Source organism: Campylobacter canadensis (assembly GCF_013177655.1).
Lineage (GTDB): Bacteria > Campylobacterota > Campylobacteria > Campylobacterales > Campylobacteraceae > Campylobacter_E > Campylobacter_E canadensis.
The window spans coordinates 1,798,113-1,810,509 of the sequence record NZ_CP035946.1 but is presented as its reverse complement, the minus strand read 5'-3'; the positions used below and the strand labels follow the sequence as shown (position 1 = coordinate 1,810,509).

Below are 12,397 nucleotides of genomic sequence, written 5' to 3'. Positions count from 1 at the left end.
AGGGGAATTAGCTCAGCTGGGAGAGCGCCTGCCTTGCACGCAGGAGGTCAGCGGTTCGATCCCGCTATTCTCCACCATTTATTCTCCACCATTTTTATTTATTTATTTTTATTTACTTTCAATACTTTTATTTTATATTCTTGATTATAGGCTTTCATTTGAACTTATTGCTTTGTTGATCTTATTTTTTTAAATTCACAATAAATATCTTTAAGTTATTTTTAAGGGGGGGGGTATCATTGCATGATAATTTAACATTAAGGAGTTTTCATGCAAAATTTATTGATTTCTAATCTTAAAAATGGCGGCTTAATTACCGCAGTAGGTGCAACAAATGCGCTTATTGCTCATCTTATTGAATTAGCAGGTTTTAAAACAGTGTATGCAACAGGTGCTGGAATGGCAAATATGAATTTTAACTATCCAGATATTGGACTTGTTAGCATGAGTGAAATGCTAGAAAACACAAAAAGAATTATTGACGCAGTAGAAATTAGTGTAATTGCTGATATTGATAATGGTTATGGAAATGCGTTAAATGTCTATCGTACAGCAAAAGAATTTAGTAAAATTAACACAGCAGCTATTCAACTTGAAGATCAGGTTTTACCAAAACGTTGTGGGCATTTTGATGGTAAAAAAATTATAACAAGTGATGAAATGTGTGGAAAAATTAAAGCTGCAAAAGATGCAATCATTGGCAATACTTTGCTAATTGCAAGAACAGATGCAATTGCAATTGAAGGCTTTGAAAGTGCGATAGAACGAGCAAATTTATATAAAGAAGCAGGTGCTGATATTTTATTTGTAGAAGCACCTACAAGTATAGAGCAAATGATACAAATCCCAAAAATGTTAGATTGCTACACCGTAGCAAATATGGTTGAAGGAGGTAAGAGTCCGATTATATCAAACGATGAACTTGAAAAAATGGGCTACAACATCGTTTTATACGCAAATGCAACCTTAAAAGCAGCTATTTTTGGCGTAAAAAATCTATTAAATCATATAAAACAAACAGGTAGTACAAAAGATGCAGAACATCTTATGATATCTATGAAAGAGCGAGGTGAAATTACTAAGCTTAGCCAATATATAAAAATGCAAAATCGCTATAAGGCATAAAAATGAAAAAGATAATAATTACAATAATTTTACTTTTAATTCCCTTTATTTTTGCCTTTATTTTACCAGTTCCAAAGGGTTTAAGTTATGCAGCATGGGTGCTTTTTGCTATTTATATAGCAGCGATTTTAGGACTAGTGTTTAAACCAGTACCAAATGCTATTGTGTTAGCAACTGCAGTTACTGGCGTTGCACTTTTTTTAGGAGCTGAATTAGGTGGTGCAAAAAAAGCAACTCAATCAGCATTAAGTGGCTATGCAAGTCCTACAACTTGGATTATAATAAGCGCCTTTGCACTTTCAATTGCCTTTACAAAAACAGGCTTAGGAGCAAGGATTGCTTATTTATTAATCAATGCACTAGGCAAATCCACTCTTCGCCTTGGCTATGTAACTAGCTTTTTGGATTTAATTATCTCACCCGCAACTCCTAGCAATACAGCACGAGCTGGTGGAATAGTTTTTCCAATTATAAACTCAATTGCAAATAATTTAAATCCAAATAAAAGTGGCGAAGCAAACCGTGCTGGTGCATATTTAGCTTGTAATACTTATATGAGTACTAAGGTAACTAGTTTTATTTTTGCTACAGCACAAGCTAGTAATTTTTTGGTAATTAGTGCGATAAATACACATTTTAATTTAGGGCTTGATTGGGGAATGTGGGCTCTTGCGCTTGTAGTTCCAGGAATTATTTGTTTACTTTTTGTACCAATTATTACATATATTTTTATTCGTCCAGATGTAAAAAAGATTGATAATAAAGCAATTGCTAGCCAAGGTCTTGCAAAACTTGGAAAAATTACTAATCGTGAAATTATGCTAATTGTGATTTTTATTGCAGCTCTTCTTGGCTGGAGTTTACCAAGTATTTTAAATGCAATGGGTTTTAAAATTTCTATTAATGCAACCGCAGTTGCTCTTGCAGCAATGTGTGCATCAGTGCTAACTGGTGTAATTAAATGGGAAGATATAGCAAGTAGTAAAGAAGCTATTAGCACTCTTTTTTGGTTTGGTGGGATTATGAGTCTTTCTACTTTATTAAAAGAGCATAATTTTTTTACTTGGCTTGGTGCTTTACTTGAAGGCACACTTACTTTTAAAGATCACGCATTTTTAGCAGTCGTAATTATAGGATTAATCAGTATTTTTATTCGTTATTTATTTGCATCTGCAACTGTTTATGCAGTAACGATTTTTCCAGTATTTTTGTTACTTGCTAAGGCTGCTGGAGCAGATGTGCTTACGCTTTGCTTTGTGTTAGCAGCAACAAATAGCTTTGGTGGAGCTATCACTCACTACGGTGGTCCAGCAGCCCCGATTATATTTGGTGCAGGATACAATAATGTAAAAGAATGGTGGCTAACAGGCACAATGGTTGCACTTATTAGTTTTGTAATTATTTTATTTGTGGGTGGTGTTTGGTGGAAAATAGTATTTTAAAAGCCAATGAGCTAGAAGTTAGTGTTTATAGAGGTGGTACTAGTAGAGGGCTTATGTGTCTTCGTAAGCAAGTAGAAAATGCAGCAAAAAGGCTAAATATTAGCCTTGAAACTGTGTTAAAGCGTTTAATTGATAATGAAAATGCTAATTCTATTGATGGACTTGGCGGAGGAATTTCAAGTACCAATAAAGTTTGTCTAATTGATTTTGATGATAAGAGTGTAGATGCTAGTTGGGAATTTTATCAAATTGGCGCTTGTTCGCCAACGTGTAGCAATGATGGTACTTGTGGAAATATTGTTGCTGCTGTAGCTGCCTTTGTGCTTGATATGAAAGCAAAAGAGCCAAATTCAACAATTTTGCTTTACTTAAAATCAAAAAATATTAATAAAATTATACAAATTACGCTAAAAAGTGATAAATTTGGTAATTTTAATCCTATTGGCGAGTATGAAATCGCAGGTGTAAAATCGCATTCAAGTAAAATTAGTATAGATATAAAAGACATTCATCCAAGTCTTTTAACAAGTGGTAAAATAATAGTAGATGGTAAAAATACTTATGTTGAAGTAATAGATTGTATAAATATTTTTACTCTTGTAGATGCAAAAGAGTTAGAAATTCATGCAAATTATAATTATGAAAGGCTAAATTGTGCAGATATTTTTTCTCGCTTAGTAGAAGTAAAAGAAAATTCTACTAAACTTGCAAAATTAGCTCCAAGTCCTGTAATTCCAAGAGTTTTAGCGCTTTTAAATAGTGATGAAGCAGATATTGAAGTAAGAGTTTTAAGTGCTTATAATATTCATAAAAGCTGCCCTGCAAGTGCATTCTTTGCTATTGCTGCTGCTATAGCTTTGCCTAATTCTTTAGCACAAAAAATTAGCGCTTTTAAAATAAAAAATGGTGAAAACATAGTAAAAATTAAGCATTTAAAAGGCATTGTAGAAGTAAAAGTTAAAGTACAAAATGGCGTTGTTGTATCTGTAGGAATTAATAGAAGTGCTAGAATGATAATGCGTGGAATTGCTAGAATTTAGCTTTAAATAAAATTATAATTAAAGTAAAGAAAATATAAAGTATTTCTTATTGTTAATTATATTGTTTATTGTATTTAGTTTTACTTTTAAGTTAATTCTATTTTATAGCAGTTATTTTAGTATTAGCTATGGTGTAAGCTAAAAGCTTCATTATAAGCTATAAAGAAGCTTTAAAATTAGATATTAAAGAATAATTATATGCACCCCCCCCCATCATCTTTAACTTTTATTTTTATACAATTATTTAATTTACATTAATTTATTTTACTAATATCATATAAAATATTTAAAAAACATAAAATAAAAATAAAGGTTAAGTAACAATATCTATGCTAAGCATTAAAAAATATAATAATAATTTCATAAATTCATTTCTTATTTATTCTTTTTATACAAAAGATATCAACAAACAAGATATTAATAAACAAGATATCAACAAGCAAGATATTAATACAAAATCTATCAAAAAACTAACTATCAATACAACAAGTATCAATAAAATAAAAAACACAAATATAAGCAAAGTTTTAAACACAAACAAAGGCAAGTATAAAGACTTAAATAAGGTTTTAAATAACAAAGCAAACAACTTCACACATAACAAACAAGCATATACCCTTTTAGAATTAGTTATAGTTATTGTAATAATAGCAATCTTATCAAGTGTTGCATTATCTAAAATACATAGTATTAATAGCTTAGAAGAAAGTGCAAGAGCTTTGATGAATGATATTAAGTATGCACAAATAAATGCTTTAAGTTATGATTTTTATGATGGAGCAAATAATGATGATTATAAGAAAAAATATTTTAGACTTAGGTTTCATTGTATAGCAAATACTTATAATGCAAAATACAAAAAATATATTTGTTCTAAAAATAAAGAAATAGGCTATACAATCTTTGCAGACAAAGCTGGTAAGTCAAGTTCTAATCCTGATAAAAATGAAATAGTAAAAGATTATATAAATAAAAGCTTATTAATAGCAGCTCCTTTTAGTGGAGTTAGTATAGATAAAAGCTTATTTACCCCAAGAGCTAATTTAAGTAAAAGTGCAAATATTATTAAAGCTGCTTTTTATTATTATGATAATAAAGCAAAAATTAAAAAAACTAGTACGATTTATTTTAATGAATTTGGTAATTTATCAAGTAATATATATGATTTTAATAGTATTCAGCACTATTATATAAAACTTTCAAGCAAGGATGATTATATTTGCATAAAGCTTAATTACATAGGTTTTTCTAAAATAGTAGATAAAAGCGAATGTATTAATTTTAATTAAGCTAATTTAGATTGTTTTTAATTTATTTTTATATCTAAGAAAAGAAATTAAGTTAGTATAAATGTTTTTTAATTTATTTGCTTATAATTATTTTTACTTCTTTATTTTACTTGCTTGGTTTTTTAATCTTTTTATTATTTTTATTATTTTTAGCCCTTAACTAATATATTTAAGTTTATATTTTAGTTTATATCTTAGTTTATATCTTAGTTTATATGTATTATTTAACACCATACATAATTATCCCCCCCCCGCCAAAAAAACACCTCCAAAAATAAAACACCATAAAACACTATAAAAATATTTTTTATTTTTTATATATTTAAGTATTTTTTAAGCTTAAAAATGTATTATTTCATCTTTATGTTTTTTAACGATAAAGAAATTAAATAAAAAATCCAATTTTATTAATACTTTAAATGTTATAAAATAAGTTATTTTACATATCAATGTTAAGAGTCACAAGCAAGTAAAACAATTTCATATTCTTGTTAAAGACTTAATCACTTTTAATCTTTATTAATAAGTTTTAAAAGTTTATAACTTTTGCTGACACGATTTTATATATTCTTTTACTAGTATATAAAATAGCAAATGCTTTCCGTCTTGGATTAAGAAAACTTTAGCAAGGAAGTAATGCGTTTTAGAATAAAAAATAACAATAATGCATGCAAATATATTTCTTATGAAAAATATTTAAACATTATATAAAGGTAAGCTATAAAGAGCGAATGGTGGATGCCTTGGCAAATAGAGGCGATGAAAGACGTACTAGACTGCGATAAGCTACGAGGAGCCGTCAAGAGGCTTTGATTCGTAGATTTCTGAATGGGGCAACCCAATATATAGAGATATATATTACCACTAATGGAGCTAACGTAGGGAATTGAAACATCTTAGTACCTACAGGAAAAGAAATCAATAGAGATTACGCTAGTAGCGGCGAGCGAAAGCGTAAGAGGGCAAACCCAGTGCTTGCACTGGGGGTTGTAGGACTGCAATATGGACTTAAAAGAGATAGTAGAATTTGCTGGAAAGCAAAAGCGTAGAGGGTGATACTCCCGTATATGAAATCTTTTTTATACCTAGCAGTATCCTGAGTAGGGCGAGACACGTGAAATCTTGTCTGAAGCTGGGTAGACCACTATCCAACCCTAAATACTACTATTTGACCGATAGTGCACAAGTACCGTGAGGGAAAGGTGAAAAGAACTGAGGTGATCAGAGTGAAATAGAACCTGAAACCATTTGCTTACAATCATTCAGAGCACTATGTAGCAATACAGTGTGATGGACTGCCTTTTGCATAATGAGCCTGCGAGTTGTGGTGTCTGGCAAGGTTAAGCAAACGCGAAGCCGTAGCGAAAGCGAGTTTTAATAGAGCATTAAGTCAGATGCTGCAGACCCGAAACGAAGTGATCTATCCATGAGCAGGTTGAAGCTAGTGTAAGAGCTAGTGGAGGACCCAACCGACGGCCATTGAAACGGCTCCGGATGACTTGTGGATAGGGGTGAAAGGCCAATCAAACTTCGTGATAGCTGGTTCTCTCCGAAATATATTTAGGTATAGCGTTGTGTAGTAGCTATAAGGGGTAGAGCACTGAATGGGCTAGGGCATACACCAATGTACCAAACCCTATCAAACTCCGAATACTTATAGTGTAATCACAGCAGTCAGGCGGCGAGTGATAAAATCCGTCGTCAAGAGGGGAACAACCCAGACTACCAGCTAAGGTCCCTAAATCTTATTTGAGTGGAAAACGATGTGAAGTTACTTTAACAACCAGGAGGTTGGCTTAGAAGCAGCCATCCTTTAAAGAAAGCGTAATAGCTCACTGGTCTAGTGATTTTGCGCGGAAAATATAACGGGGCTAAAATAAGTACCGAAGCTGTAGACTTGCACTTAACTCTAATTATTTAATAAAAAGCTTTACTTTAAAGTCTTATTCTTTAAAATACTAAGAGCTAGAATAAATAAAAAGTACTTAGAGTTAAGTGCAAGTGGTAGGAGAGCGTTCTATATGCGTTGAAGATGTACCGGTAAGGAGCGTTGGAGCGTATAGAAGTGAGCATGCAGGCATGAGTAGCGATAATTAATGTGAGAATCATTAACGCCGTAAACCCAAGGTTTCCTACGCGATGCTCGTCATCGTAGGGTTAGTCGGGTCCTAAGCAAAGTCCGAAAGGGGTATGCGATGGAAAATTGGTTAATATTCCAATACCAACATTATTGTGCGATGGAAGGACGCTTAGGGCTAAGCAAGCTAGCTGATGGAAGTGCTAGTCTAAGGTCGTAGGTGCTTATACAGGAAAATCCGTATAAGAATACACCGAGAACTGATGGGATTTTTGAAGTCTTCGGATGGAAGAAAGATTTGCTGATGCCGTCGAGCCAAGAAAAGTTTCTAAGTTTAGATAATGTTGCCCGTACCGTAAACCGACACAGGTGGGTGGGATGAGTATTCTAAGGCGCGTGGAAGAACTCTCTTTAAGGAACTCTGCAAAATAGCACCGTATCTTCGGTATAAGGTGTGGTTAGCCTTGTATTAGGATTTACTCCGAAAGCAAGGAAACTTACAATAAAGAGTCCCTCCCGACTGTTTACCAAAAACACAGCACTCTGCTAACTCGTAAGAGGATGTATAGGGTGTGACGCCTGCCCGGTGCTCGAAGGTTAATTGATGGGGTTAGCATTAGCGAAGCTCTTGATCGAAGCCCGAGTAAACGGCGGCCGTAACTATAACGGTCCTAAGGTAGCGAAATTCCTTGTCGGTTAAATACCGACCTGCATGAATGGCGTAACGAGATGGGAGCTGTCTCAAAGAGGGATCCAGTGAAATTGTAGTGGAGGTGAAAATTCCTCCTACCCGCGGCAAGACGGAAAGACCCCGTGGACCTTTACTATAGCTTGACACTGCTACTTGGATAAGAATGTGCAGGATAGGTGGGAGGCTTTGAGTAATAGACGCCAGTTTATTATGAGCCACTGTTGAGATACCACTCTTTCTTATTTGGGTAGCTAACTAGTATGAGTTATCCTCATATAGGACAATGTCTGGTGGGTAGTTTGACTGGGGCGGTCGCCTCCCAAAAAATAACGGAGGCTTACAAAGGTTGGTTCAAAACGGTTGGAAATCGTTTGTAGAGTATAAAGGCATAAACCAGCTTAACTGCAAGATAAACACATCAAGCAGAGACGAAAGTCGGTCTTAGTGATCCGGTGGTTCTGTGTGGAAGGGCCATCGCTCAAAGGATAAAAGGTACCCCGGGGATAACAGGCTGATCTCCCCCAAGAGCTCACATCGACGGGGAGGTTTGGCACCTCGATGTCGGCTCATCGCATCCTGGGGCTGGAGCAGGTCCCAAGGGTATGGCTGTTCGCCATTTAAAGCGGTACGCGAGCTGGGTTCAGAACGTCGTGAGACAGTTCGGTCCCTATCTGCCGTGGGCGTAAGAAGATTGAAGAGATTTGACCCTAGTACGAGAGGACCGGGTTGAACAAACCACTGGTGTAGCTGTTGTTCTGCCAAGAGCATCGCAGCGTAGCTAAGTTTGGAAGTGATAAGAGCTGAAAGCATCTAAGCTCGAAGCCAACTCTAAGATGAATCTTCTCTTAAGGTCGCAGCAAGACTAGCTGCTTGATAGGTTGGGTGTGTAAGTGCTGAAAGGCATTTAGCTGACCAATACTAATAGACCGTCCGCTTATCTTTATAAGCATTACTTCCTTGCTAAGGTTTTAATTGACTTGTTTTTTAAACGATAGCGTCGTTGAACTCCTTTGGCAGACACAAAGTCTAGTCTTAGTCGTTCTTTTAGCTCTCCTTTAAAATAACTGCATCACTTTTAGCTTTAAAAAGTTTAGTAAGAAGTTGATTACTTGCTCTTACATTGTTATTTAAGTTTATTACTTGTGAATAGATTTAAATAACAATGTCTGTGATTATACAAATGTGGAAACGCCTTGTCCCATCCCGAACCAAGAAGCTAAGCACATTGTGGGTGATGATACTACGCCTTACTGGCATGGGGAAAGTAACTCGTTGCAGACTTGTTAATATTCTTTTTTTTATTTTTAGACTTTATTATTTATCTACTTTTTATAATCGTTTTTATTTGTTTTTATTGTTAATAGCTTTAATAATTTTATCTTTGTCTTATTGTTTTATTTTTATCTTTATTCCTTGTATAATTTTACTTGTTTTTATTGGATTAAATATCTTGGTTAATTTTATTGTGAAATTACAAAATTATTAAATTATCTTTAGTAATTTTATCTTTGTCTTATTGTTTTATTTTTATCTTTATTATTTTTATTATTTTTATTATTTTTATTATTTTTATTATTTAAGCTCTTAATTTTTATACTTTATTTATGTTTATTAAAGTGTATAAGAATTTACTTTGTTTTTTATTATTAATAAGCTAAGCTATTAAAGTTTTTAAAGTTATTAAGTATATTAAAAGATATTAAGTACATTAAAAGTATTAAAAGATGAATTATTATGTATTAAAAAGTAGATATTAATAGGACAATATATAAATAGCTCTTTATCAAGTTTAGATTATTTAATGAAAACAAAGACTATTAAATACAAAAATTATAAATAGTCATATTAGCTTAACTTCTTTACTTAATTTAAGGATTAATATAAGGTTTTTTACTTAGCTTAATTATGTGTTTTTATATTTATATGCTAAATGTTTTTGTATGAGATTGTATGAGATTGTATGAGATTGTATGAGATTGCTTAAATAAAATTCATATTATTTTAGCTTTTTAATTAAAGGTTAAGATATATATTTTTTATAATCTCTTTTTTTTAAAGATTATAGCACTAAAACTAAATTTTACAAAAGGCTAAACTCTTTTAAAAATTAAAGGAGTATAGAGCGTGAATAATGATGAGTTAATAAAATTCTTAGATGAAAATCCAACCTATAAAGATGAAATCATTAAAAAAACACAATAGCAGTAAGTAAAATCTCATACTAATATAAAAAGCTAATTTATAAAGATAATATAATCAAAAAAGTAAAACTTACAAAATCAAGTACAAAATATAATAAATGATATATATGCAAGTAATAACGAGTATTTAAAGGAAATAATCTTATCGCAAAAGCAAATACCTAGACAAACACCTACATAAATGCTACAAACAAAAAAACAAACAACAAACAAAAACAAACACTACAAATAAAAAAACAAAAGCAAATAATAAATAAAAATAAAGGAGCAAAGTTTAAATAAAAATCCAAAAAACATAGCAAATAAACTTAATATAACAGATGTAATGCTTATTAATAATAAAATAAACAAGCTATTTTTTATCTTTTAGAATTTATATAAAAAAATACTTTTTTTATTACAATAAATTTATAAATTATAAATATAATATAATTTATTTTAAACAAAAGGAAGACAAGATGAAAAAAATATTAAGTATTTTTTGCTTAAGTTACATAACTTTATTTGCTGCAGAATGTAATGTAGAATTAACTAAAATAGATAATCAAATCACAAAGGCTAAATCAGCTAAAAAGATAAATCAAGAAAAGCTTACTTATTTAAATTCTTTAAAAGAAAGAATACAAAGTAATTGTAATAATGGCTTAATAGATAACACAAGTTTAAGACAAATAAAAGAAGAAGAAAAACATTCTTATGAAATGCAAAAGATAACTAAGGCTAAAGATAAACTAAAAGCACAAGAAGCTAAGCTAGAAGAAAAAGAAAGAAAAATAAAGCAAAAGCATCAAGATAATATAAATAAGATTAATGCTAAAAAAGATAAGAAAAAATAAAAGATTAATGCTAAAAAGATAAGAAAAAATAAAAGATTAGTACTAAAAAAGATAAGAAAAATAAATAGTTTTTAGTGTTTTTAATAAGTTTGATTATTATTAAAAAATGAGTATTTAAAGTACTTAGCATTTGGCTTGTTTCATCTGTACTAAATCCTAAAGCCATTTGAAGCTTAGATGCTGTGCTTAAATAGTCCTTTAAATCGTTTTTAGGAACACCCATTTTTGCTATGTTTTGCCCTAAATTTGCTAATTCTTTACTAGAAATATTTACTTGATTGCTTAGCTTTAAAAAATATTCATTCATTTCTTTAAGCCCTGCATTATCAAGCTTAGCAGCATTATTAAAATCAGCTAAAGCACTTTCATAATCTCCAGCTAATTTTACAGGAACAGCTAAAGCACCCATTTTAGCAATGTTTTTGCCTAAATCATTTTTAAATGCTTGTAATTTTTCACGAGCAAGTCCTGCTTTTATATCAAGGCGGTTAAGCTTATTTATGCTTTTTGTTAGCTTATCCATTTTATCCGTGCTAAGCTTTGCTATCTTTCCAAGCTTTTCTAAGCGTTCTTGCTGGGTTTTTAGCTTATCAAATCCACCTAAGGCTAACTTTAGCCCTAAGCCAAACTGTAAATCCATTAATTTCTCCTTAATAATGTTTATTTATAATGCCCTTTACCTTTACATAGGTAGCGCCTATGAAAGTTAAGGGGTTAATGTGTAAAAGATAAGCGTTTATGCAGGGTATTAATGTGTCGCTCACAAGGCATTCCTTTATCTGACCCCAGCTACCCATCATTCTCCATCTTTTGTAAGTGATTCAACATATATTTTTCCGTTTGTATCTTTTATAACTAGCTTATATTTAAATCCAAGAATGTTTTTATAAACTATAGAATGTGCTTTATTTCCTTTTTCATCTGTACCTTTTAATATTTGTGGCACTAGCGAATAATCCACCGCACCTATATTTGTATGATAAAAATGATTTGCGATTTGATATTCATCAATAAATACCCCCTTACCCTTATATTCGCATAATTTAATTAGATTTTGCTCTCTTTTAGCTTTTTGCTTATCATCAAAATTACCCACCTTATGATTAATAAATTTTTTATACTCAAGCGGTGCTAACCCCTTTGCTTTCATAAGTTTTTGATGATAATCAAACCTATCTTTTATCGCACTATAACGTTTTGTATGTTCTTGCGTGTCTTTAAAAGCGCTATTCATTATCTTTTTAGCTTGTTCTCTTAGCTCTTCTGGGGCACTTTTTACCTTTTCTTCTAATACTTTAAATAAAGCATTGTTTGGCTCAATAGGATTATTATCAAATCCACGCACCGCAGCATTTAATGAGCTTCTTTTATCTTTAACATTTTCTTTATAACCAAGTGCTTTAGCTTCATCAAGGCTTAATACTTGTGTTTTACACCTACAACCCCAACCATTCGGTGGGTAATTGTTACGCCAAAAAGAATGCTCTTTAGGTAAAATAAGTCCGTGAAAGGCTTTGTGGCTATCTCTTACTCTATTATCCATAATTGCTACATAGCGTAAATATGGCTTATCACCCATCACCCCCCCCCGCCAAAAAAACACCTCCAAAAATAAAACACCATAAAACACTATAAAAATATTTTTTATATATTTAAGTATTTTTTAAGCTTAAAAATGTATTATTTCATCTTTATG

General features: G+C 31.7%; 7 protein-coding genes, 1 tRNA gene and 2 rRNA genes. 8 read left to right on the top strand and 2 right to left on the bottom strand.

The genetic code is table 11. The features are described from left to right. Position 1: 1 nt before the first annotated feature. The 8 genes from CCANL266_RS08730 to CCANL266_RS08695 all read left to right on the top strand — a co-directional run bounded on the left by CCANL266_RS08730 (position 2) and on the right by CCANL266_RS08695 (position 10,701). A tRNA-Ala gene (locus CCANL266_RS08730) sits at positions 2 to 77 on the top strand. Positions 78 to 270: 193 nt separating this feature from the next. After that, the gene (locus CCANL266_RS08725; RefSeq protein ID WP_172234083.1) at positions 271 to 1,125 is read left to right on the top strand and encodes an isocitrate lyase/PEP mutase family protein; all 855 of its coding nucleotides are present in this window, start codon (positions 271 to 273) and stop codon (positions 1,123 to 1,125) included. 2 nt (positions 1,126 to 1,127) lie between these two features. After that, complete coding sequence (locus CCANL266_RS08720; RefSeq protein ID WP_172234081.1) at positions 1,128 to 2,567, top strand: DASS family sodium-coupled anion symporter; 1,440 nt, start codon at positions 1,128 to 1,130, stop codon at positions 2,565 to 2,567. Next, a complete protein-coding gene (locus CCANL266_RS08715) occupies positions 2,549 to 3,607 on the top strand; it encodes a PrpF domain-containing protein (protein WP_172234079.1) in 1,059 nt (352 codons plus the stop codon). The genes CCANL266_RS08720 and CCANL266_RS08715 overlap by 19 nt, the downstream gene beginning before the upstream one ends. Before the next feature lie 329 nt (positions 3,608 to 3,936). Next, entirely contained in the window at positions 3,937 to 4,896 is a 960-nt protein-coding gene (locus tag CCANL266_RS08710; protein WP_172229949.1) for a prepilin-type N-terminal cleavage/methylation domain-containing protein, read from the top strand. Between the two features lie 711 nt (positions 4,897 to 5,607). Beyond that, positions 5,608 to 8,606 (top strand): 23S ribosomal RNA (locus tag CCANL266_RS08705). A 222-nt stretch (positions 8,607 to 8,828) separates the two neighbouring features. After that, positions 8,829 to 8,945 (top strand): 5S ribosomal RNA (gene rrf, locus CCANL266_RS08700). A 1,378-nt stretch (positions 8,946 to 10,323) separates the two neighbouring features. Next, entirely contained in the window at positions 10,324 to 10,701 is a 378-nt protein-coding gene (locus CCANL266_RS08695) for a hypothetical protein (RefSeq protein WP_172230878.1), read from the top strand. A 10-nt stretch (positions 10,702 to 10,711) separates the two neighbouring features. Here CCANL266_RS08695 and CCANL266_RS08690 read toward each other — a convergent pair whose 3' ends face one another. Together CCANL266_RS08690 and CCANL266_RS08685 are read right to left on the bottom strand one after the other, a co-directional pair. Beyond that, positions 10,712 to 11,341 carry a phage tail tape measure protein gene (locus tag CCANL266_RS08690; RefSeq protein WP_172234077.1) on the bottom strand — a complete coding sequence of 210 codons (630 nt, stop codon included), beginning with the start codon at positions 11,339 to 11,341 and terminating at the stop codon, positions 10,712 to 10,714. A 156-nt stretch (positions 11,342 to 11,497) separates the two neighbouring features. Continuing rightward, a complete protein-coding gene (locus CCANL266_RS08685; RefSeq protein ID WP_244948137.1) occupies positions 11,498 to 12,331 on the bottom strand; it encodes a phage head morphogenesis protein in 834 nt (277 codons plus the stop codon). Positions 12,332 to 12,397: the final 66 nt, after the last annotated feature.